This is a genomic window from Thalassovita sp. ABM4_323, assembly GCF_056158665.1.
In genome coordinates, this window is sequence record NZ_JBSWTS010000007.1 from 2,966,491 (window position 1) to 2,988,052 (window position 21,562).

Sequence of the window (21,562 nt, forward strand, 5' to 3'; positions counted from 1 at the left end):
GGCGTTCACGTCTATCTACGGACCATACACCCCCGAGTTTTTGCGCGCGAAAAGGACATTGAAACAAGATGCGACCCATCCCGGTTCTCACCGCCATTCTGGTGACCGCTTTCCTGTATGTACTCGTGATGGAGCGGGACGCCCTGACCGCCTTTGCCCTGTCCGGGGATGCCGAAGCAGCGGTCGACGCGGCCAATGCTGAACCTGAACCCCAGGACCCCACGGTAAAAGCCAAGACCGAGAAACTACCGCCCATTGGTGTTGTCGCCTTGCATTCCGAGGCGCAAACCATTGACAGCGCAGTGATTTTGCGTGGCGAAACGCAGGCTGCGCGCCAAGTGGCTGTGCGGGCCGAGACCACCTCGACTGTGGTTTCCGAACCGCTGCGCCGCGGGGCGTATGTCGAGGAAGGCCAAGAGCTGTGCCGCCTTGATCCGGGCACCCGCCCTGCCGCCCTGGCCGAGGCAAACGCCGCCCTGTCCAACGCCAAGGCCTCGGGGCCCGCAGCCCAGGCTAAGCTGCAAGAGGCGCAGGCGCTTCTGAAAGAGGCCGAGATTAACTATAACGTCGCCTCGAAACTGAACGACTCGGGCTATGCTGCTGAAACGCGACTGGCTTCGGCCGAGGCCGCTGTGCGCTCTGCCGAAGCCGGTGTCGAATCTGCACGTTCAGGGTTGGAATCGGCGCAGGCAGGTCTGCAATCCGCTCAGGCCGCCGTCGCCATGGCCGAAAAAGAAATGCAGCGTCTGGTGATCTCGGCCCCCTTCGCGGGCCTTTTGGAAGCCGACAGTGCAGAACTGGGCAGCCTGCTCAGCGCCGGGGGCACCTGCGCCACGGTGATCCAGTTGGACCCGATCAAGTTGGTGGGCTACGTCCCCGAAACCGAGGTTGACCGGGTCACATTGGGCGCCCTGGCTGGCGCGCGTCTGGCCAATGGGTCCGAGCTGCGCGGCACGGTCAGCTTCCTGTCACGCTCGGCCGATCCGCAAACCCGCACCTTCCGCGTGGATATCGACGTGCCCAACCCCGATCTGAAAATCCGTGACGGGCAGACCGCTGAAATCCTGATCGCCGCCGACGGCGCCACGGCCCATCTGCTGCCGCAATCGGCGCTGACACTGAATGATGAAGGCGCGCTGGGGGTCCGGCTGGTGGGGGATGGCAACATTGTCGATTTCGCACCTGTCACCATGGTGCGCGACACGATCAAGGGCGTCTGGGTTACCGGGCTGGGGGACACCGCTGATATCATCGTGATAGGACAGGAATACGTCACCAAGGGCGTCGAAGTCGCACCGACCTTCCAGGAGGCCAACGAATGACTGGTATGGTCGATTGGGCCGCCTCGCGCGCCCGTATGATCCTGGCATTTATCGTGCTGTCGCTGGCGGCGGGGGGATACGCCTATTTCGGGCTGCCCAAAGAGGGCGAGCCCGATATCGACATCCCCGCCCTGTTCGTTTCCGTGCAATTCCCCGGCATCTCGGCCGAGGATTCGGAAACCCTGTTGGTCAAACCGATGGAAACCGAACTGTCCGATCTGGACGGGTTGAAGTCCATGTCCTCGACCGCAGCGGAAAACTATGCCGGTGTGGCGCTGGAGTTTGAGTTTGGCTGGGACAAGGCCAAGGTGCTGGCCGAGGTGCGCGATGCCATGGGCACCGCCGAAGGGTTCTTTCCTGAGGGGGTCGAAAAATACTCGATCAACGAGATCAACTTCTCGGAATTTCCGATCATCATCGTCAACCTGACCGGCGACGTGCCCGAGCGCACGATGACCAAAATCGCCAAGGATTTGCAGGAAAAGGTCGAAGGCCTGGATGCGGTGCTTGAGGCCGGGATCGCCGGGTCGCGCGATGAAATGGTCGAGGTGGTGATCGACCCGCTGCGCCTGGAATCCTATAACGTCACCGCGGGCGAGCTGATCTCGGTTGTGCAAAACAACAACATGCTTGTGGCCGCAGGTGAAGTGGAAACCGATCAGGGCACTTTCGCGGTAAAGATCCCCTCGTCCTTTGACGAGCCGCGCGACATCTACGCCCTGCCCGTCAAGATCAACGGCCAGCGTGTCGTGACGTTGGGCGATCTGGCGGAAATCCGGCTGACCTTCGAAGACCGCGAGGGTCTTGCCCGCTTCAACGGCGAGCCGACAGTAGCGCTTCAGGTGGTAAAACGCAAAGGTTTCAATCTGTTGGACACCACCAAAGAGGTCCGTCAGGTCATAGATGAGGTCCATGAGGAATGGCCAGCGGACCTGAAGGCCGCCGTGCGCGTGGGCACCTCGAACGATCAGAGCCGCGTTGTGGGCTCCATGGTCAGCCAGCTGGAAGGCTCGGTTCTGACCGCCATCGCGCTGGTGATGATCGTGGTTCTGTCCAGCCTGGGCAGTCGCGCCGCACTGTTGGTGGGCTTCGCGATTCCGACCTCGTTCCTGCTGTGTTTCGTGCTGCTGGCGATGATGGGCGTGACCATTTCCAACATCGTGATGTTCGGCCTGATCCTGGCCGTGGGGATGCTGGTGGATGGCGCCATCGTTGTGGTGGAATACGCTGACAAACGCATCAAAGACGGCATCGGCCCGATGCACGCCTATGTCGAGGCGGCCAAGCGTATGTTCTGGCCCATCGTGTCCTCGACCGCGACCACGTTGTGCGCCTTCCTGCCCATGCTGTTCTGGCCCGGTGTCCCTGGTGAATTCATGGGGATGCTGCCGGTGACGCTGATCTTTGTTCTGTCGGCCTCTCTGGTGGTGGCGCTGATTTATCTGCCTGTGATGGGCGGCGTTTCGGGGCGTCTGTCCCGCCAGTTCGAGTTCGGCTCGGCCTTCCTGATCCGTCATTTCCCCTGGTGGGTACGTGCGCTTCTGGTGCCGATCACCTGGATGGGCATGTTTATCGGAGCCATGCAGGTTTTGAACCCGGCCTATCTGTCGCCGTCTTTGGCCGAAAGCCCAGGCCTGGCGCTGATGATTGGCACGGTGCTGTTCTTTGGCTCGGCGTTTGGGGCCTCGATGGCGCTTGGGGCTGCGAAAATCACCTGGAAACGTCGCCGCCGCATTCGCGCGGGGCATAAACGCACGCCCTTTGGTCTGTTCATCAAGTTCATCGCAGGCAATCCGATCATGCCTCTGGTTGCGGTGGCTGCGGTGATCGGCTTTGTCGGTATGACCTTCATGACCTTCACCCAGAACAACAACGGCGTTGAATTCTTTGTGGAATCCGAACCGGAACAGGCGATCGTCTATGTCCGGGCGCGTGGCAACCTGTCGGTGCATGAAAAGGACGATCTGGTCCGTCAGGTCGAAGAACGCGTCCTGGCCCATCCCGGTGTTCTGAACGCATTTGCCTTTTCTGGCGAGGGTGGTCTGAACAACAACACCGGGGGCGCGCAACCCCCGCGGGACACGATCGGACAGGTGCAGCTGGAAACCATCCCGTGGGAGGAACGCTCGGATCGTCCTGATCTGGATGGGGATCTGGTCATCGACGAATTGACGGCCGAGCTGGAACAAATCCCCGGCATCAAGATCGAAATCCTGGCCCAATCGCGCGGCCCGGCCAGCGGCAAACCGGTCCATCTGCGCCTGAAAGGTGACAACTGGGAAAATCTGCTAGAGGCCACCCGCCTGGCGCGGGCCCAGTTTGATCAGACCGACGGTTTGGAACTGGTCGAGGATACGCTCCCCCTGCCCGGCATTGACTGGCAGATCGACGTGAACACCGAAAAAGCCGGCCTGTATGGCGCTGACGTGGCCACGGTGGGCGCGATGGTGCAGCTGGTCACCCGCGGCATTCTGCTGGACACGATGCGTGTGGACAGCAGCGACGAGGAAATCGAAATCCGCGTCCGCCTGCCCGAGGAATACCGCCTGCTGTCCACCCTGGACACGCTGAAGGTGCGCACCGCTGACGGGCTGGTCCCGCTGGCCAACTTCATCACGCGCACCCCCGTGCCCAAACTGGCGCAGATCAGCCGCGTGGATCAGAAGCGCTATTTCGACGTAAAGGCTGCCCTCACCGATGGGCTGACCAAGACCGAAACCAACGAGGATGGCTCGACCCACGAAGTGCCGATCACGGCGAACGAACGGATCGAGCTGCTGACCGCCTGGCTGGACACGAACCCTCTGCCGCAGGGGGTCGAGTGGGAATGGACCGGCGACCAAGAAGACCAGGCCGAATCCCAGGCCTTCTTGTCCAGTGCCTTTGCTGCGGCCCTGGCGCTGATGTTCGTCATCCTGCTGGCGCAGTTCAACAGCTTCTATAACTCGGTTCTGGTGCTGCTGGCGGTGGTTCTGTCCACCACGGGCGTGCTGATCGGGATGCTGGTAATGGATCAGGCGTTCTCGGTCATCATGACGGGTACGGGCATCGTGGCGCTGGCGGGGATCGTGGTGAACAACAACATTGTTCTGATCGACACCTACCAGGACTATTCCTCGTATATGCCGCGGATCGAGGCCATCGTGCGCACCGCCGAGGAACGTATCCGCCCGGTTCTGCTGACCACCATCACCACGATGGCTGGTCTGGCCCCGATGATGTTTGGCCTGTCGCTAGATTTCATTGGCGGTGGCTTTTCCATCGACAGCCCCACGGCGCTTTGGTGGAAACAGCTGGCCACGGCGGTGGTGTTCGGGCTGGGCATCGCAACGGTTCTGACGCTGGTCTTTACACCCTCGATGCTGGCGATCCGGGTCTGGGTGAATACCTATATCCGCTGGATTGCCCGCGCGCTGGCCGCCATGGCCCTGGGCAAGGCCAGCCGCACCGCGCAGGATTTCGCCCTGCAACGCGCGGCCCGCAAGCTGAAAGCGCCCGAGATTATCTGGGACGACGATGTCCCCGATCTGGCCGAGGCCCCATCGCCCCCCGGCCCCTCGGGCAAAACCGGGCTGAAAGCCGCTGAATGAACAAAGACCGGGCCTCGTGCCCGGTCTTTCCATTTTGGAAACAATCTGTTCCCGAAAGCCCCCGTTCCAAGAGAAATACCACTATTCTCTACGAGTTACGATTGAATTAACTGTGGCGGCTCATCACATGATCTGGCTGGCAATTTTATCGCTGCTGGGCAGCTTTCTGTTGTAAGAAGTCTTCTGTGATAAGGTTTCGAACGACCAGAGCAGCCCGGATGGGCCCAACCCCAAGGACGACACCAAAGACACCCGACGCTGCCTGACCGACGAAAGCGACCTGCTGGGTCTGGCAGGCGAGGACGCTTATTTTCACATCATGGCGCGCGAAGGAGATGACCGCACAGAAGGCCATGACGACGATGTTTGGGCTAGGCGCTAGCGAAGACGAAGGACTGGAGGGATAGGGAAGCGATACCCTGAACGGTGGATATGGCGACGCTACACTGCGGGACAGCTTCGAAAACGATCGGCTGCATGGGGAGGACGGCCAATGATTGGATGAATGGCGAAGAGGGCCACGACTTAATCACCGCCGGAGACGATCACGACCTGTTCAACGTTGTTGAGGGGTTTGACAGTATCCATACTGGCCAGGGCAGTGATACGGTTTTTGCAGGCATTGGCGACGACAGTGTCTTTCAAACAGGTCGGGGTGGTGTGACGGACCTGGGCAAAGGGAACGATGGATATCAAAACGTTTTAGGCGATAGCACCGTACGGACTGGTGCGGGCAATGACAGAATGTTCGCCGAGGTGGGGAATGCGCAAATCCTTGAACCCCACTGACAGAGATTATGTCGAAGATGGCGTTGACACATTGCTGGGCGGCCATGGAAACGACACCCTGAACGGGAATGCAGGCGACGTAATGTCCGGTGGGTCCAGTATCGACGAATTCATCGTCCATCTTCCGGAAACCCAGAATGCCGAGACCTGGCCCGATGCCGCGATCATCACCGATTTTGATCCCGCTACCGAAACTGTTGAGGTGATTGTCAACTTCCGCGAGGACGCCTCCACGGTTCAGGGCACCGATCCTGACACGGGGGACGCCGCCCTGTTTGTGGACGGCACCATGGTGGTTGTGTTTCAGGGGCTGACCCCGGCGCAGATGGGCTGGAGCTAGGCGGCCTCTTCGTTCTGCTGACGGGTCCACAGGCTGTAATACCGCCCCTGCCCCGAGACCAGCTCGGCATGGGTGCCGCGCTCGACCACCTCGCCTTTTTCCAGGACGATGATCTGGTCGGCCTCGGCAATGGTGGACAGACGGTGCGCGATGGTGATCACCGTGCGCCCCTGCCCGGCCTCGGCCAGCGCGCCCTGGATCTCGCGCTCGGTATCCGTGTCCAGCGCCGAGGTCGCCTCGTCCAGCAACAGGATCGGTGGGTTCTTCAGCAAGGTCCGGGCGATGCCCACACGCTGTTTTTCCCCGCCCGATAGTTTCAGCCCGCGCTCGCCGACCTGAGTGTCAAAGCCTTCGGGCAGCGACATGATGAAATCATAGATCTGAGCGGATTTCGCGGCCTCGATCACCTCGGCCTCGGTCGCGTTGTCGCGGCCATAGGCGATGTTATAGCGGATCGTGTCGTTGAACAGCACCGTGTCCTGCGGGACCACGCCAATGACGCTGTGCAGGCTTTCCTGCGTCACGTCGCGCACGTCCTGCCCGTCGATCGTCAGCGCGCCGCCCTGCACGTCATAGAACCGGAACAGCAGCCGCCCGATGGTGGATTTGCCCGAGCCAGACGAGCCCACGATGGCCACGGTTTGCCCCGCGGGCACATCGATATCGACACCCTGTAAAATCGGGCGCTCGGGATCGTAACCAAACTGCACATCGGACAGACGCACATGCCCGCCCCGAACCGTGACGTCCGGCGCATTGGGCTTGTCTTTGACCTCCGAGGGCTGTTCCAGCAGGTTGAACATCTCGGCCATGTCGACCAGCGACTGGCGAATCTCGCGATAGACCGTCCCCAGGAAATTCAACGGCATGGTGATCTGGATCATATAGGCGTTCACCATGACGAAATCGCCTACGGTCAGCGTCCCGTTTTCCACACCCAGGGCCGCCATTATCATCACGATGACCAGGCCGGTCGTGATCAGGAACGCCTGACCAAAGTTCAGAAAGGACAGCGAGTAAGCCGTTGATAAAGCGGCCTTTTCATAGCCCTCCATCGCCTTGTCATAGCGCGCAGCCTCGCGCCGTTCCGCACCGAAATACTTGACCGTTTCAAAGTTCAGCAGGCTGTCGATGGCCTTTTGGTTGGCATCTGTGTCCTGCTCGTTCATCTTGCGGCGCAGTTTCACGCGCCATTCGGTGATGGCGAAGGTGAACTTGACATAGGCCGCGATCGTGACCGCCACGACGACCAGATACCAGACGTCGAACAGCACGAAAAAGATCACCGCGATCATCAGCAGTTCCAGGATCAGCGGACCGATCGAGAACAGCATGAAGCGCAGCAGGAATTCCACGCCTTTCACCCCGCGCTCGATGATGCGGCTCAGCCCGCCGGTCTTGCGGGTGATGTGATAGCGCATGGACAGGCGGTGGATATGGGTGAATGTTTCCAGCGCCAGACTGCGCAAGGCCCGCTGCGCCACCATCGCAAAGACCGCATCGCGCAGCTGTTGGAACCCGTTCATCATCAGCCGGGCCATGCCATAGGCCACCGTCAGCCCGACCGCGCCAACGATCAGGGTCGCGGCTTCGCCTTCACCTGCCAGGGCATCCACGGCCTCTTTGTAGATCATCGGGGTCAGCACCGTGACAACCTTGGCCAGCAGCAGCAACAGCATCGCCACCACCACGCGTACCTTCACATCCGTCCGGTTCTCGGGCCACAGATAGGGCGCGACGCGACGAATGGTGCGCCAGCCGTTCACATCAGCTTGGGAGGGGTCGTTTTCGGATGGGGGCCGACTGTTGAGGCTGCGCATGGGTGTTTTTCCTTTGCTACGGCAAAGACATAGAGCGCGGCGCCAAGAAAGGCCAGACATCCGCGGCCCCAAAGGAAAACGGGACGCCAAAAGCGCCCCGCAGAGGAAGATACCCCCCATATATGACGCCGCGCTGCCGTTTCCAGAGGCACGTCGAAATTTATCCGCGCGACTTATTCGGGGACCACGAACACCTGTCCGGGATAGATCAGATCAGGGTCACGAATGCGGTCCTTGTTGGCCTCATACACGCGGACATACAGGGTGCCCTCGCCGTATTTTTCGCGCGCAATCGCCCACAGGGTCGAGCCCGGCTGCACCGTGACCACCTTGACCTCGGGCTGAGGCGTGTCGGGTTTGGGCGCGGTGGCGACCTTTTCGGGGGCCTCGCGCTTAAAGGGCGTTTCGATGCGCGACAGAACCTTGCCGGTCTCGTCCACCTCGTCCACGCGCAGGGTATAGATACCCGCCGCGATGCCGGTCAGGATCGTGTCCCATTGGCCCGCGTCATCAATCCCGGTGCCACCGACAGCATCATTGTTCAGATAGATCTGCACATATTTACCCGGCTTGCCGCGCCCGGCGATCGTCACATCACCTTGCGCGGAATAGCTGATGGCGTCGATGGCCACGGCCAGATCAGCGGCTGGCGCATCTGCGGCCTCGGCGGGTTGCACGACCTTGACCCCCTCCTTGTCGGCCAGAATGACCGCTGGCGCCTTGGGTTGGCTGGGTTCGCTGGGGTCCGGGGCCGCTGCCGGTTCTGGCTGAGCTTCCGGTGTGGCCTCGGCCACCTGTTCGGGCTCGGGCGCGGGTTCAGCTGCCGGAGCGGGCTCGTCAGCCGGGGCTTTGGCAACCTCGACCGGGCGCTCTGGCGTGGTTTCGACGGGCTGCGCCGGTTCGGCCTGCTTGGGCGTGTCTTCGGCAACGTCTGTCGGTTCGGGTTTCGGAGCCTCAGGCTGAGGCTGCGCCGCCGGTTCCGGTTCGGGCCGCGCCGCCGGTTCAGCTGCGGGTTCGGGTTCAGGTTCGGGTTTGACCTCGGCCACCTGCACCACCGGAGCAATGATCACCGACGCGTCCGAGGCGATCTCTTGCCCGTCGATCCGCATCAACAAGCTAAGCACACGCGGGTTCTGCGAGGGTTCAATGGCCAGAAACGCGGCGAATTTCCCGTCTGTGCCCGGCTCGGTCTGGGTCAGCACAGCCTGGTCCAGCAAGACATCCAGCTTGGCCCCTGCTGCGGCAATCCCGGCAACCAGCGTCGAGCCATCTGGTTCCACCCGCACCACATCGAATCGCGGCGGCTCGTACACGACGGCCTTGGGTTCAGGCGCAGGGTCTGGCTGGGTTGCGGGTGGGGCAGCAACAGGCGCAGGTTTCGCCGGTTCCGGGGCGGGTTGCGCCACCGGAACGGGTTCTGGCGCAGGCGCGGGTGCCTTGGGGTCGAAAAACCCTCCGAAATAGGCGCCCGCCACGCCCGCAGCCACCACGACCGCACCGGTAATCGTCAGGGCTTGACCGCCCATTGCTCCTGCAATTTTGCTCATCGTTATCCTTCCAGCCCGCTCAACTCATCCCCAGCGGTTGAGCGAACATATCAACAAGGGTATCAGGGGTCAAAACCGCCATTGGTGTTAAAGGGCGATTCCCATGAAAAGCTATTCTGTCTGTGTCTATTGTGGCTCACGCGCCGGGAAAAACCCGGTTTATCAGCAACATGCCGAAGAGCTGGGCCGCCTGTTGGCCGCCAATGGCTGGCGGTTGGTCTATGGGGCTGGCGATGTCGGGCTGATGGGCGCCGTGGCGCGCGCGGCCCAGGCGGCGGGGGCTGACACATTCGGCGTGATCCCGACCCATCTGATGAAATGGGAGGTGGGCAAGACCGACCTCACCCGCTTTGTCGTGACCGAAAACATGCACGAGCGCAAAAAGGTCATGTTCATGAACTGCGACGCGATCGTGGTGCTGCCCGGTGGCGCGGGCTCGTTGGACGAGTTCTTTGAGGTGCTGACCTGGCGCCAGTTGGGCTTGCATGACAAACCAATTCTGCTCCTGAACTCCGAAGGCTATTGGTCGCCGCTGACCGCGCTGCTGGATCACGTCGTGGATCAGGGCTTTGCCGATGCGTCCTTGTTGGAATTCATCACCGTTGTCGATACCCCCGCCGAGGCCGAGGCCTGTCTGCGCGCCGCTCGTTCCTGACGGATCGCCGAGACCGAGTAGATCGCCAGCGCGGTCCAGATCAGCGCAAAGGCGATCGCGTGCCACAGGCCAAAGGGTTCGCGAAACACCAGAACCGCGCACAGGAATTGCAGGGTCGGGTTCAGATATTGCACCAATCCCACAGTGGACAGGCTGACCCGGTGCGCGGCTGCTGAAAACAGCATCAAAGGTGTCGCCGTCAGCGGGCCGGACAGCATCAGCAGCAGGCTGTCCTGCAAGTTCATCCCAAACACGCCCTGCCCGCTCTGCCATTGGGCAAACAGCACGATCAGCGCGACAGGAGTCAGCAGCAGCACCTCGACCGTGACCGAAACCACCGGACCTACATCCAGCTTTTTCTTGAGCATCCCATACAGGCCGAACGTGGCCGAGATCAGCAGCGAAATCCACGGCGCCACCCCCAGCCCCAGGGTCAGCAGCACCACGGCCAGCGTGGCCAAACCCACGGCCAGGGCCTGACTGCGGCTGAGATGCTCGCGAAACACCAGGACGCCCAGCAACACCGCCACCAGTGGAAAGATGTAGTATCCCAGCGACGCCTCGGTCGCCATGCCGATCTGGATGGCCAGGATGAAGCAAAACCAATTCGCGGCAATGGTCAGCGCCGCCACCAGGATCAGCGGCATCGCTTGGCGATCTGTCAGCACAAGACGGACCCGCCCGATCCGCCCCTGCAACAGCAACACCGCCAGGAAAAACAGGCACGACCACAGGGTGCGATGCGACAGAACCTCGAGAGGAGGCACATGATCCAGCAATTTGTAAAACAGCGACGACAGGCCCCAGACCGTGCTGGCCAGCACCATTCCCAAAACGCCTTTTTGTCCCTCGGTCATGGTCGCCCCTTCTACCCAACGCAGCAGTCTTGCGCCCGGGACTGCCTCTATGCAAGGGGCACGCGTTCGACCTGACCAGACGTCAAGAAAAAACGCCCAAGGTTTCCCCTGGGCGTTCTTGTATCAAAGGCTGACAGCCAGGATTACAGGCGCGAGGCCACGTTTTCCCAGTTCACCAGCTTATCCAGGAAGTTTTGCAGGTAGACCGGACGCTTGTTGCGGAAATCGATGTAGTAGGAATGCTCCCACACGTCGCAACCCAGCAGAGCAGTCTGGCCAAAGCACAGCGGGTTCACGCCGTTTTCGGTCTTGGTGACTTTCAGGCCGCCATCGGTGTCTTTCACCAGCCAGCACCAACCCGAGCCGAACTGACCCGCGCCAGCAGCGGCGAATTGCGATTTGAACTCGTCAACCGAGCCGAAGGATTCCACGATGGCCTTTTCCAGCTCGCCGGGCATGGCGGTCTGATCGGGGCCCATCATTTCCCAGAACTGGTTGTGGTTCCACAGCTGCGAGATGTTGTTGAAGATCCCGTTTTGCGCCACGGCGGTCTTGTCATAGGTGCCGACGATGATCTCTTCCATCGACTTGTTTTCCCACTCGGTGCCCGCGATGGCCGCGTTGCCGTTGGTCACATAGGCGTTGTGGTGCAGGTCATGGTGGTATTCCAGAGTTTCCGCGGACATGCCCAGGCCAGCCAGGGCGTCGTGTGCGTAAGGAAGATCGGGAAGTTCAAAAGCCATTGTCAGGGCTCCCTGTTCGAATGCGTTTTAGACTGGCTCTAAATGTCTGCCGCAGCGCGCAAAGGTCAAGACCGAAAACGCGAAATCGACGGATTTACTCGGATAAGCCCCCGCCCGTGCGGGGGCAGTTCGATCAAATAGGCGATCAGAAAAACCCGACCCGCCCGCCCTGGGCGGCGGTTTTCAGCAGATCAAACGCATATTGCGCGACCGAGCGGAAGCAGATCACCTGCGCCGCGCCATCCTGTGTCAGCCAAAACGCCGCCGGGATCTGCGCCAGGCGAGTGCGGCGGATTTCACCCGGTTCGAAAGATCCGGGGGCCAGATCCACGGGGGCCAGCTTGGCCAGGGTTTCGCGCACGTCTGCGGGCGCGCCGCTCAGCGCATACATCGCCCGCGCATCCGACACGTTCGCCGCCAGGAAATGCATACCCTCCAGCGCTGCCGTCAGCGCAGCGATCACTTCGGACACCTGCGCATAGGGAACCAGCAGCAACAGCTCGTCCGGAGACATCCACGCGGCCGAGCGATCACCGGCATGCACGATCTGGCGCGGCTCTGGCAGGGTCAGCCCCACCTGCCCCAGCGCGTCCCCCAATTTGGTCAGATCGCCACGCAGGGTGATCATGCCTTGGGGGCCGATATCAGCCACGGTCACGTCGCCTTTGGCGGACAAGCCGCTCAGTGCACTCAGTGCCTCAGACATTCTGCTTCTCCCCGTCTTTGTCATAGAAAACCGGATCGCAAATCCGCGCCTGCACGATGTGGCCATCCACCTTGGGGAAGTCGATCACCTCGCCTATGCGGTCTGGCCCGTTCAGCACCAGCCCCATAGCGATGCCCTTGCCCAGCGTCGGCGAATAGTAGGTCGAGGTCACCCGCCCCTGCATGTTTCGCTGTCCATTGGCATTGGTGCCTTCGGCAACCGCATAGGCCCCATCCGGCAGAACCGTGCCATCCACGGTTTCCAGCCCCACCAGTTTCCAACGGGACGGATCGGTCATATGGCTGCGTTCCTGTGCGCGTTTGCCGATAAAGTCGTCCTTCTTCTTGGAAATCGCCCAGTCCAGCCCCAGATCCTGCGGAATAACCGTGCCGTCGGTTTCATCGCCAATCATGATGAACCCTTTCTCGGCGCGCAGCACGTGCAGCGCCTCGGTGCCATAGGGCATGATGTCAAACTCGGCACCGGCATCTGCGATTTTGTCCCAAAGCTCTTGCCCCCGGCCCGCATCCACGGCGATCTCATAGCTCAGCTCGCCCGAGAACGAGATGCGATAGACCCGCACCGGAATGCCCGCCAGTTCGCCATCGGCCCACTCCATGAACGCCAGCGCATCGCGCGAGACATCCATGCCGCCCAGTTTTTCCAGCACCTTGCGGGCGTTCGGGCCGACCACGGCGATCTGCGCGTATTGCTCGGTCACATTGGCGGTATAGACCTGCATGTCCCACCATTCGGTCTGCAGCCATTCCTCCATATGGGCATGGATGCGATCGGCGCCGCCGGTGGTGGTGTGACACAGGAAGGTGTCCTCGTCGATCCGCGCCACCACGCCGTCATCCGACAGGAACCCGTTTTCGCTGCACATCAGCCCATAGCGACACTTGCCCGGCTTCAGACCAGCCATGGCGTTGGTGTACATCAGGTTCAGGAATTTGCCTGCGTCCGGCCCCTTGACGATAATTTTCCCCAGGGTCGAGGCATCCAGCATCCCGACCGAGTTGCGCACCTGCAGGATCTCGCGATTGACCGCTGTTTCCACGGATTCCCCCGCGCGCTGATAGCAATAGGGCCGCCGCCAATGGCCGACAGGTTCCCAATATGCGCCATTCTGTTCGTGCCAGTCATGCATCGGCGTGCGGCGTAGCGGTTGGAAGATTTCGCCCCGCGCTTCGCCCGCGATCGCGCCCATGCTGATCGGCGTATAGGGCGGCCGGAAGGTGGTGGTCCCAGTGCGCGGGATCTCTTGATCCAATGCATTAGATAGGACCGCCAGACCGTTGATATTACTTAGCTTACCTTGATCCGTCGCCATCCCCAAAGTGGTATAGCGTTTGGTGTGCTCAACGCTTTCATAGCCCTCGCGCGCGGCCAGTTGGACGTCGCTGACCTTCACATCATTCTGATAATCCAGCCAGGATTTCATCCGCAGCTTGGCGTTCGCGCCCTGGGGCATCAGCCAGACGGGCAACATCGGGGCCTCGGTCTGTGGGGCAGCCTGCGCCGGGTCCCACTGGCCGGCCGCAAAGCCGCAGGATTTGGCCGCTGACAGACCTGCCTCAAAGGCATTGCTCAGCACCTCGGCCATGTCCAGCGCGCCATTTGCACCGCCCGCCGGGATCACGAACCCAGCCCCATCTGCCCCGGTCGGAGGCCGTGTGGCATCGGGGCGGAAATGGGCCTGTGCCTCGTCCCAGATCAGCTTGCCTCCGCAATGCGACCACAGATGCACCACCGGCGACCAGCCGCCAGACATGGCCACTGCGTCGCATTTGATTTCTTCCAACGCGGCGCCCTCGCCCGCTTGAAGGCAGACCGAGACCGATTTCACCCGCTTGCCGCCCTGCACCTTGGCGATTCCTTTGCCGGTTTCCACGCGGATGCCCAAGGCGCGCGCCTGTTCGGCCAGCGCACCGCCCCCAGTTGGGCGCGCATCCAGAATGGCGGGCACGATCAGCCCGGCCTGATGCAGCGCAATCGCGGTCCGGTAGGCGTCATCATTGTTGGTGACCACAACAGTGCGATCCCCGATCGAGACGCCATAATTCACCACATAATCCCGCACGGCCGAGGCTAGCATCACCCCCGGCACGTCATTTCCGGCAAAGCTGAGCGGGCGTTCGATCGCGCCGGTTGCGGTGATGACCTGCCCGGCCCTGATGCGCCACAGACGGTGACGCGGCCCCTTGGCCAGCGGCGTGTGGTCGCTCAGACGTTCATAGCCCAGAACATAGCCGTGATCATAGACGCCCGCGCCCATAGTCCGCAGACGGATATCGACATTTGGCAAGGCCTCAAGCGCCGAGGCGGCCTCGGCCAGCCAGCCCTCGACCGACATCCCGTCAATCTGCGCTCCGTCAATGCTGGCATCGACTCGGGCGCGCCCGCCCAGATGCGCGGTCTGTTCCAGCAGCAACACTTTGGCCCCGGCATGACCGGCGGCCAGCGCGGCTTCGAGCCCGGCAATACCGCCGCCAATGATCACCACATCCACATGGGCATAGAAATGTTCATAGGTGTCAGCGTCGCGATCCTTGGGCACTTTGCCCAGGCCTGCCGACTGGCGCACGATGGGTTCGAACAGGTGTTTCCAGGCGGCCCGCGGCGCCATGAAGGTCTTGTAGTAGAACCCCGCCGGCAAGAAGCGCGCGACGTAGTTGTTGATCACCCCGACGTCAAATTCCAACGACGGCCAGTGGTTCTGGCTTTCGCATACCAGCCCGTCGAACAGCTCGGTCGTGGTGACGCGCTGGTTGGGTTCAAACTGCGCGCCCTTGCCCAGCCCCACCAGGGCATTGGGCTCCTCGGCACCGCTGGCGACGATACCGCGCGGACGGTGGTATTTGAACGAACGCCCCACCAGCATCTGATCATTGGCCAGCAAGGCCGAGGCCAGCGTGTCGCCCTCGTAACCTTTGTAGTGTTTGCCATTGAAGGTGAACCGCAGCGGGCGGTTTTTGTTCAGCAGACGGCCACCCTGGGCCAGACGCGTGCTCATGCGATATCCCTCCAGCTCCAACCGGGCCGTTTGGCGGTGATGGCGTCCTTGATCTCTTGTGGCGGTTCACTGACCTGCGCGCTGTACGTACCAAACACCTCGAGCGTCGTGGTGCAGCGCGCCGCGTGGAACCACTTGCCGCAGCCATTCACATGGCGCCAGCGTTCAAAATGCACGCCCTTGGGGTTCTCGCGCTGAAACATATAGGTTTCAAAATCGGCATCCGAGGAGCCGGGGCCAAAACGTTTCAGATGCGCCTCGCCGCCGGCATGCAGCTCGGTCTCCTCGGCCTGGACGCCGCAATAGGGGCATTTCAGGGTCAGCATGGTTGCCTCCATACCTGGTGAACAAGGGTCATCGCGCCAGCCCTTCCTGACAGTTGCGCAGACGGTCAATCATCTGCGGCACGCCTTCCAGAAACAGCACCAGCGGATCATCGACAGCATCTGGAAAGCGTGTCTCCATGCGCGCCCGGTTCACCAGCCCCACCAGCAGATCGGTCGAGCCCGCGCCCGTGCGCAAATCCACCTGATAGGCACCTTTGTGCATCTTGGCTTTGGCGTCGATCTTCAGCGTATCCTCGAACGAGAACTGCACCGGGCGGCGGCTGATCGCGTTTCTTTCCAGCCCCGCAGGGGCCAGTTGCAGCACGAAGCGCCCGTTGGGCAGCGCGAAAAAGCGCAGCGTGACCTCGCGGCCCGCCTGTGTTTGGGTTTCCACCCGTGTGATGCAGGTGTCCGAATGAGCATCGGCCAGCAGCACGTAATCCAGGGGCGCGGCCAGTGCGGGCGTGGCAAGTCCGGCCAAGGCGGCAAATGTCAGTTTGATCATGAGCTTTTTCATCAGTGAGCCACCCCTGCTGCAACGCTTTCATCAATGAACCGGCCCTCGGCGAAACAATTCAGCCCGAACTCGTCGGCCAGCGGCGAATGCCCCTTGGCCATCAGTTCCGCCATCGCCCAGCCCGAGCCCGGAATGGCCTTGAACCCGCCCGTGCCCCAGCCGCAGTTGACGAAAATCCCGTCTACCGGCGTTTTCGAGATGATGGGCGAGCGATCCCCGGTCATATCCACGATCCCGCCCCATTGGCGCAGCATCTTCAGGCGGCTGATCATCGGGAAGGTCTCGATCAGGGCGCGGACCGTTTCCTCGATATGATGGAAACTGCCGCGCTGGGTATAGTTGTTATAGCCGTCGGTGCCCCCACCGATGACCATCTCGCCCTTGTCCGATTGGCTCATGTAGCCATGCACGGTGTTGGCCATCACCACCACGTCCATGCAGGGTTTGATGGGTTCGGACACCAGCGCCTGCAGCGCCAGCGATTCAATCGGCAGACGGAAACCCGCCAGATCGGCCATCACGCCCGAGTGCCCGGCCACGACGATCCCCAGCTTATCGCAGTCAATCGCGCCCTTGGTGGTGTCCACGCCGACAACCTTGTCGCCCTCGCGGCGCACGCCGGTGACCTCGCATTGCTGGATGATGTCCATCCCCATATCCGAGCACGCCCGCGCATAGCCCCAGGCCACCGCATCATGGCGCGCGGTGCCGCCACGGGGCTGCCACAGCCCGCCCAGCACAGGATAGCGCGGACCGGCGATATTGATGATCGGCACCAGATCCTTGACCTCTTGCGGGCCGATGAACTGGGTCGCGACGCCTTGCAAAGCGTTGGCATGAGCGGTGCGCTGATAGCCGCGAACTTCGTGATGGGTCTGGGCCAGCATGATCACACCGCGCGGGCTGAACATCACGTTATAGTTCAGGTCCTGGCTCATGGTTTCATAGAGCGACCGGGCCTTTTCATAGATCGCGGCCGAGGGATCCTGCAGATAGTTCGACCGGATAATCGTGGTGTTGCGGCCCGTGTTGCCGCCGCCCAGCCAGCCCTTTTCCAGCACCGCTACATTGGTGATGCCGAAATTCTTGCCCAGATAATAGGCGGTTGCCAGCCCGTGCCCGCCAGCCCCGACGATGATGACGTCGTATTTCTTTTTCGGTTCGGGTGCCGCCCAGGCGCGCGCCCACCCGGTGTGGTATCTTGCGGCCTCTCGGGCGATGGCAAAGGCGGAATAACGTCTCATCGTGGGTGTCGGACCTCGAATCCAAGAGTTGCGATCGTCACCAACCTTACTGGACCACGCCACGGTTTCACCCCCGTTTTGAAGCGTCGTTTTCAGTCACAATTGCGACATGGTGGGCCATTGCGTCAGTTTGCCCTTTTTCCAATGCGGCGCGGGATATACATGTTTGCCCAAGCAATAGGAGAGCTCATGCTGTTTTGGATCATCACCGGCGTTCTGGCTTTTGTGGCCGCTGCCCTGCTGGCGCGGGCTTTGGTTCAGGGGCGCACCGGGGCCGAGCCCCCCGCCGCCTATGACCTGCGCGTGTATCGCGACCAATTGAAAGAGGTCGACAAAGACCTGGCGCGCGGTGTGATCAATGCCGAGGACGCCGAGCGCACAAAGGCCGAAATCGGCCGTCGCATTCTGGCGGCGGATGCTCAGGTCAAGGCCGGTGGCGAGACCGGGGGTCAACCACGCGGGCTCGGTCAGGGTCTGGCCGTTGTGCTGGGGCTTGTGCTGATTGGCGGGTCGCTGGGGCTGTATTGGAAACTGGGTGTGCCGGGATATGGCGATCAGGGGCTCTCGGCGCGGATCGAAATGGCCAAAGAGCTGCACGCCAACCGCCCCTCGCAAACCGAGATGGAGGCGCAATTGCCGCCGACCCCGGCCATGGGGGATGTCTCGCCCGAGTATCAGGACTTGGTGGAAAAGCTGCGCAAAGCCGTCGCCGCGCGCCCCAACGAGGTGCAAGGCTATATGCTGCTGGCCCGCAACGAGGCCGCCTTGGGCAACTACAAAGCCGCCTATCAGGCCCAGGCCCGCGTTCTGGAACTGAAGGCCGAAACCGCCACCGCCGGCGATTACGTGGATTATGCCGATTTGCTGATTCTGGCCACCAATGGGTATGTTTCGCCCCAGGCTGAACAGGCCCTTTTGACAGCGCTGGACCTGGACCCGCGCGACGCCACCGCGCGCTATTACATGGGGCTGATGCTGGTGCAGACCGGGCGGCCTGATCGCGCCTTCCGCACCTGGGATGCGCTGCTGCGCCAGGGTCCGCCCGACGCACCCTGGATCGCCCCCATCCGCGCTCAGATCGAAGAAATAGCCGCGCTGGCCGGGATCGTGAACTATACGCTGCCTGCGGCTGCCCCGGCGATGCCCGGCCCGTCCTCTGAGGACATGCAAGCCGCTCAAGACATGACACCCGAGGAACGTCAGGACATGATCCGCGGCATGGTTGCTCAGCTGTCGGACCGTTTGGCCAACGAGGGCGGCACGCCCGAGGAATGGGCGCGCCTGATCGCAGCCTATGGCGTGATGGGCGAATCCGAGCGCGCCGCGGCCATCTGGACCGAGGCACAGCAGGTCTTTAAGGATCGCCCGCAGGCGCTGGCCACCGTTCGCGCAGGCGCCGAGCGCGCAGGGCTGAACTGATGGTTCTGGACGATTTTGACGCTTACGCTGGCGCCCTGCCCCGCGACGGGGCCTTGATGGGGCTGGATCTGGGCACCAAAACCATCGGCGTGGCGCTGTCGGATGTGCTGCGCGGGGTTGCGACGCCCCTCGAAACCGTAAAGCGCAAGAAGTTCGGCGTGGATGCGGCGCGTCTGTTGGAAATCGCCAAGGACCGCCATGTCACCGGGATTCTGCTGGGCCTGCCACGCAATATGGACGGCTCGGAAGGGCCGCGCTGCCAATCCACCCGCGCCTTTGCCCGCAACCTATCGCAGCTGACAGACCTGCCCATCGGGTTCTGGGATGAACGCCTGTCGACCGTCGCCGCCGAACGTGCGCTGCTGGAGGCCGATACCTCGCGCAAACGCCGCGCCGAGCTGATCGACAACGTCGCGGCCAGCTATATCCTGCAAGGCGCGCTGGATCGGCTGCGCCATATGGGGGCGGCGACATGAGCGACGAGGTCTGGAAGCGCGACGAAATCCAATCGCCCTGCGTCAAGCTGTGCGCCATTCACCCTCAGGCCAAGCTGTGCACGGGGTGTTTTCGCTCGATCGAGGAAATCACCCAATGGTCGCGCCTGAGCGACGCGCAACGCAGTACGGTGATGGCGCAATTGCCCGGACGCGAAGGTCTGGTCAAGAAACGACGCGGCGGCCGGGCGGCGCGTTTGGCGCGTTAACCCCAGAACGTTTTGCGCAGCATATTCAGCGCCACCAGGATCAGGAAAAACGCGAACACGCGCTTGAGCGGTTTGGGGTCCATCGCATGGGCCAGACGAACCCCCAGAGGCGCGGTCAGCAGTGTCATCGCAATGATCACGCCGAAAGCTGGCAAATTGACCGCTCCTAGGGTCAGTGGCGGACGATAGGCCGGATCAATCCCCAGCGTCAGAAATCCGATCACCGAGGGCACCGCGATGATCACGCCAAACCCCGCAGCCGTTGCCACCGCTCGGTGGATGGGCGTGTTATACAGGCTCATCAGCGGTACACCAAAGCTGCCACCTCCGATCCCCATCAGGACCGAAAGAAACCCAACCATCGGCGACAGAACAATCCGCAACAGCCCTTTCGGCATCGCCTGACCCAGCCGCCAGTCGGCCCGGCCAAAGCCCATATACAGCCCGATCACAAATGCCAGACCGCCGAAAATGCCCTGCAACGTCGCCGAGCGCAGCGACGCCACCGTCAACATACCCACCACTGCGCCGATGGCGATGCCAGGCGCCCAGGTTTTCAGGATGCTCCAGTCCACCGCGCCTTTCTTGTTGTGGCTCAGAACCGAGCGCACCGAGGTCACGATGATCGTCGCCAAAGACGTGGCCAGACAGATCTGCATCAGCTGCGGCCCATCATAGCCAAGGGTCTGGAACGCATAGAAAAACGCGGGCACCAGCACGATGCCTCCGCCGACGCCCAGCAACCCGGCCAACACGCCCGCAAAGGCGCCGATCACCATCAGCATCACCACCATCATGGCCAGCAAGGTCAAATCCATCGCGCCGCTCCTTTCATGTCTCACCCGCGCCTAGATAGCCCCAGAGCCACACGAAATGACAGGAAAATCAGGCAGCCGCAGGAATTTGAGCCAGCGCCTGTTGCACCAGTTCGGGGCCCGCGCCGGGTTTATGCGCGCCCTCGGACAGGATACGCCGCCAGGCCCGTGCGCCCGGACGCCCGGCGAACAAGCCCAGCATGTGCTTGGTGATCTGGCCCAACCTTCCACCCTGAGACAGATGCGCCTCGATATAGGGCAGCATCTGCAGAACGGCGTGCACAGGGTCGCTGGCCTGCCCGGTGCCATAAATCAGCGGATCGGCCTGACACAGGATATCGGCCGGCTGATGATAGGCCGCGCGCCCGATCATCACCCCGTCCAGCCCGGCCTGCAGAAATCCCTGCGCCTGCGCAATCGAAGTAATACCGCCATTGATCGACAGGTGCAGATGCGGGAACTGTTCCTTCATCCGCAACACCAAGGGGTAATCCAGAGGTGGGATATCGCGGTTTTCTTTGGGGCTCAGCCCCTGCAGCCAAGCCTTGCGCGCATGGATGGTGAACCGCTGGCACCCCGCCGCGCTGACGGTTTGCAGGAAATCGGGCAGCACCTGCGTGGGGTCCTGATCATCCACGCCGATCCGGCATTTCACCGTCACCTCGACATCCACAGCATCCTGCATGGCCTTCACGCAATCGGCCACCAGATTCGGCTGGCGCATCAGCACCGCGCCAAACGTGCCCGATTGCACCCGGTCCGAGGGGCAGCCAACGTTCAGGTTGATCTCGTCGTACCCGGCCTCGGCCCCAAACTTGGCGGCCTTGGCCAGCTCCTCGGGATCCGAGCCACCCAGCTGCAGGGCCACGGGATGTTCCTCGGTCGAGAAATCCAGCAAATGCAGCGCCCCACCCCGTACCAAGGCCGGCGAGGTCACCATTTCCGTATACAGCAGCGTTTCAGCCGACAGCAGACGGTGCAGATACCGGCAATGACGATCCGTCCAATCCATCATAGGAGCTACAGATAGTCGCGCAGCGCGCAATACGCCTTGTTTTGTTGGGTTTTGCGTTGTTTTTGCCATATTTCTAACCGACACGATTCCGTATGATTTTGCCCTATTTTGGCCTGTTTCGACATATGGTATGACTCA

General features: G+C 61.9%; 19 protein-coding genes. 8 read left to right on the top strand and 11 right to left on the bottom strand.

Annotated elements, in window-relative coordinates; translation table 11 throughout:
- The first annotated feature begins 68 nt into the window (after window positions 1-68).
- The 4 genes from ACXADQ_RS17095 (at window position 69) to ACXADQ_RS17110 (ending at window position 6,041) form a co-directional block, all read left to right on the top strand.
- Complete coding sequence (locus ACXADQ_RS17095; RefSeq protein ID WP_475323736.1) at window positions 69-1,322, top strand: efflux RND transporter periplasmic adaptor subunit; 1,254 nt, start codon at window positions 69-71, stop codon at window positions 1,320-1,322.
- Window positions 1,319-4,912, top strand: coding sequence for an efflux RND transporter permease subunit (locus tag ACXADQ_RS17100; RefSeq protein WP_475323740.1), 3,594 nt, complete (start codon window positions 1,319-1,321; stop codon window positions 4,910-4,912). Before ACXADQ_RS17095 ends, ACXADQ_RS17100 begins: the two co-directional genes overlap by 4 nt.
- 477 nt (window positions 4,913-5,389) lie before the next feature.
- A complete protein-coding gene (locus ACXADQ_RS17105) occupies window positions 5,390-5,701 on the top strand; it encodes a hypothetical protein (protein WP_475326099.1) in 312 nt (103 codons plus the stop codon).
- Window positions 5,676-6,041, top strand: a complete 366-nt coding sequence (locus tag ACXADQ_RS17110) for a hypothetical protein (RefSeq protein WP_475323744.1) — start codon at window positions 5,676-5,678, stop codon at window positions 6,039-6,041. Before ACXADQ_RS17105 ends, ACXADQ_RS17110 begins: the two co-directional genes overlap by 26 nt.
- Here ACXADQ_RS17110 and ACXADQ_RS17115 read toward each other — a convergent pair.
- Both ACXADQ_RS17115 and ACXADQ_RS17120 read right to left on the bottom strand, forming a co-directional pair.
- Entirely contained in the window at window positions 6,038-7,861 is a 1,824-nt protein-coding gene (locus ACXADQ_RS17115) for an ABCB family ABC transporter ATP-binding protein/permease (RefSeq protein WP_475323748.1), read from the bottom strand. The two genes, ACXADQ_RS17110 and ACXADQ_RS17115, sit on opposite strands and share 4 nt — an antisense overlap.
- A gap of 173 nt (window positions 7,862-8,034) precedes the next feature.
- Window positions 8,035-9,408, bottom strand: a complete 1,374-nt coding sequence (locus ACXADQ_RS17120) for a LysM peptidoglycan-binding domain-containing protein (RefSeq protein ID WP_475323752.1) — start codon at window positions 9,406-9,408, stop codon at window positions 8,035-8,037.
- 103 nt (window positions 9,409-9,511) lie between these two features.
- Between ACXADQ_RS17120 and ACXADQ_RS17125 the strand changes: the two genes are divergently transcribed.
- The gene (locus ACXADQ_RS17125; RefSeq protein WP_475323757.1) at window positions 9,512-10,063 is read left to right on the top strand and encodes an LOG family protein; all 552 of its coding nucleotides are present in this window, start codon (window positions 9,512-9,514) and stop codon (window positions 10,061-10,063) included.
- Here ACXADQ_RS17125 and rarD read toward each other — a convergent pair.
- From rarD to ACXADQ_RS17160, 7 genes are all read right to left on the bottom strand, one after another.
- Entirely contained in the window at window positions 9,970-10,920 is a 951-nt protein-coding gene (rarD, locus tag ACXADQ_RS17130; RefSeq protein ID WP_475323761.1) for an EamA family transporter RarD, read from the bottom strand. The two genes, ACXADQ_RS17125 and rarD, sit on opposite strands and share 94 nt — an antisense overlap.
- Window positions 10,921-11,063: 143 nt before the next feature.
- Window positions 11,064-11,663 (bottom strand): superoxide dismutase, encoded by a 600-nt coding sequence (locus ACXADQ_RS17135; protein WP_475323764.1) that lies wholly within the window; start codon window positions 11,661-11,663, stop codon window positions 11,064-11,066.
- A gap of 145 nt (window positions 11,664-11,808) precedes the next feature.
- Complete coding sequence (locus tag ACXADQ_RS17140) at window positions 11,809-12,369, bottom strand: sarcosine oxidase subunit gamma (RefSeq protein WP_475323768.1); 561 nt, start codon at window positions 12,367-12,369, stop codon at window positions 11,809-11,811.
- The gene (locus ACXADQ_RS17145; RefSeq protein WP_475323772.1) at window positions 12,362-15,385 is read right to left on the bottom strand and encodes a sarcosine oxidase subunit alpha family protein; all 3,024 of its coding nucleotides are present in this window, start codon (window positions 15,383-15,385) and stop codon (window positions 12,362-12,364) included. Before ACXADQ_RS17145 ends, ACXADQ_RS17140 begins: the two co-directional genes overlap by 8 nt.
- Window positions 15,382-15,711, bottom strand: a complete 330-nt coding sequence (locus tag ACXADQ_RS17150) for a sarcosine oxidase subunit delta (RefSeq protein WP_475323776.1) — start codon at window positions 15,709-15,711, stop codon at window positions 15,382-15,384. The genes ACXADQ_RS17145 and ACXADQ_RS17150 overlap by 4 nt, the downstream gene beginning before the upstream one ends.
- Window positions 15,712-15,739: 28 nt before the next feature.
- Window positions 15,740-16,216 (bottom strand): hypothetical protein, encoded by a 477-nt coding sequence (locus ACXADQ_RS17155; RefSeq protein WP_475323780.1) that lies wholly within the window; start codon window positions 16,214-16,216, stop codon window positions 15,740-15,742.
- Between the two features lie 11 nt (window positions 16,217-16,227).
- Window positions 16,228-17,472, bottom strand: a complete 1,245-nt coding sequence (locus tag ACXADQ_RS17160) for a sarcosine oxidase subunit beta family protein (protein WP_475323784.1) — start codon at window positions 17,470-17,472, stop codon at window positions 16,228-16,230.
- Window positions 17,473-17,661: 189 nt separating this feature from the next.
- On the opposite strand from ACXADQ_RS17160, the gene ccmI reads away from it, so the two are divergent.
- Genes ccmI through ACXADQ_RS17175 form a run of 3 tightly spaced genes read left to right on the top strand, consistent with a single transcriptional unit; the run spans window position 17,662 to window position 19,594 of the window.
- The gene (gene ccmI, locus ACXADQ_RS17165) at window positions 17,662-18,891 is read left to right on the top strand and encodes a c-type cytochrome biogenesis protein CcmI (RefSeq protein ID WP_475323788.1); all 1,230 of its coding nucleotides are present in this window, start codon (window positions 17,662-17,664) and stop codon (window positions 18,889-18,891) included.
- Window positions 18,891-19,367, top strand: coding sequence for a Holliday junction resolvase RuvX (gene ruvX / locus ACXADQ_RS17170; RefSeq protein ID WP_475323791.1), 477 nt, complete (start codon window positions 18,891-18,893; stop codon window positions 19,365-19,367). The genes ccmI and ruvX overlap by 1 nt, the downstream gene beginning before the upstream one ends.
- Window positions 19,364-19,594, top strand: coding sequence for a DUF1289 domain-containing protein (locus tag ACXADQ_RS17175; protein WP_475323794.1), 231 nt, complete (start codon window positions 19,364-19,366; stop codon window positions 19,592-19,594). Before ruvX ends, ACXADQ_RS17175 begins: the two co-directional genes overlap by 4 nt.
- Here ACXADQ_RS17175 and ACXADQ_RS17180 read toward each other — a convergent pair.
- Window positions 19,591-20,412 (bottom strand): sulfite exporter TauE/SafE family protein, encoded by an 822-nt coding sequence (locus tag ACXADQ_RS17180; RefSeq protein ID WP_475323796.1) that lies wholly within the window; start codon window positions 20,410-20,412, stop codon window positions 19,591-19,593. The two genes, ACXADQ_RS17175 and ACXADQ_RS17180, sit on opposite strands and share 4 nt — an antisense overlap.
- A 67-nt stretch (window positions 20,413-20,479) precedes the next feature.
- Complete coding sequence (dusA, locus tag ACXADQ_RS17185; protein ID WP_475323801.1) at window positions 20,480-21,493, bottom strand: tRNA dihydrouridine(20/20a) synthase DusA; 1,014 nt, start codon at window positions 21,491-21,493, stop codon at window positions 20,480-20,482.
- Between the last annotated feature and the right edge of the window lie 69 nt (window positions 21,494-21,562).

Bases quoted from the DNA above. Each gene is read 5' to 3' on its own strand.
- ACXADQ_RS17155 (WP_475323780.1), bottom strand. From the start codon at position 16,216: ATGATCAAACTGACATTTGCCGCCTTGGCCGGACTTGCCACGCCCGCA.
- ACXADQ_RS17140 (WP_475323768.1), bottom strand. From the start codon at position 12,369: ATGTCTGAGGCACTGAGTGCACTGAGCGGCTTGTCCGCCAAAGGCGAC.
- ACXADQ_RS17105 (WP_475326099.1), top strand. From the start codon at position 5,390: ATGGGGAGGACGGCCAATGATTGGATGAATGGCGAAGAGGGCCACGAC.
- ACXADQ_RS17160 (WP_475323784.1), bottom strand. From the start codon at position 17,472: ATGAGACGTTATTCCGCCTTTGCCATCGCCCGAGAGGCCGCAAGATAC.
- ACXADQ_RS17150 (WP_475323776.1), bottom strand. From the start codon at position 15,711: ATGCTGACCCTGAAATGCCCCTATTGCGGCGTCCAGGCCGAGGAGACC.
- ACXADQ_RS17135 (WP_475323764.1), bottom strand. From the start codon at position 11,663: ATGGCTTTTGAACTTCCCGATCTTCCTTACGCACACGACGCCCTGGCT.
- ruvX (WP_475323791.1), top strand. From the start codon at position 18,891: ATGGTTCTGGACGATTTTGACGCTTACGCTGGCGCCCTGCCCCGCGAC.
- ACXADQ_RS17120 (WP_475323752.1), bottom strand. From the start codon at position 9,408: ATGAGCAAAATTGCAGGAGCAATGGGCGGTCAAGCCCTGACGATTACC.
- ACXADQ_RS17145 (WP_475323772.1), bottom strand. From the start codon at position 15,385: ATGAGCACGCGTCTGGCCCAGGGTGGCCGTCTGCTGAACAAAAACCGC.
- ACXADQ_RS17175 (WP_475323794.1), top strand. From the start codon at position 19,364: ATGAGCGACGAGGTCTGGAAGCGCGACGAAATCCAATCGCCCTGCGTC.
- ACXADQ_RS17115 (WP_475323748.1), bottom strand. From the start codon at position 7,861: ATGCGCAGCCTCAACAGTCGGCCCCCATCCGAAAACGACCCCTCCCAA.
- rarD (WP_475323761.1), bottom strand. From the start codon at position 10,920: ATGACCGAGGGACAAAAAGGCGTTTTGGGAATGGTGCTGGCCAGCACG.
- ACXADQ_RS17125 (WP_475323757.1), top strand. From the start codon at position 9,512: ATGAAAAGCTATTCTGTCTGTGTCTATTGTGGCTCACGCGCCGGGAAA.
- ACXADQ_RS17095 (WP_475323736.1), top strand. From the start codon at position 69: ATGCGACCCATCCCGGTTCTCACCGCCATTCTGGTGACCGCTTTCCTG.
- ccmI (WP_475323788.1), top strand. From the start codon at position 17,662: ATGCTGTTTTGGATCATCACCGGCGTTCTGGCTTTTGTGGCCGCTGCC.
- ACXADQ_RS17110 (WP_475323744.1), top strand. From the start codon at position 5,676: ATGCGCAAATCCTTGAACCCCACTGACAGAGATTATGTCGAAGATGGC.
- ACXADQ_RS17180 (WP_475323796.1), bottom strand. From the start codon at position 20,412: ATGGATTTGACCTTGCTGGCCATGATGGTGGTGATGCTGATGGTGATC.
- ACXADQ_RS17100 (WP_475323740.1), top strand. From the start codon at position 1,319: ATGACTGGTATGGTCGATTGGGCCGCCTCGCGCGCCCGTATGATCCTG.
- dusA (WP_475323801.1), bottom strand. From the start codon at position 21,493: ATGGCAAAAACAACGCAAAACCCAACAAAACAAGGCGTATTGCGCGCT.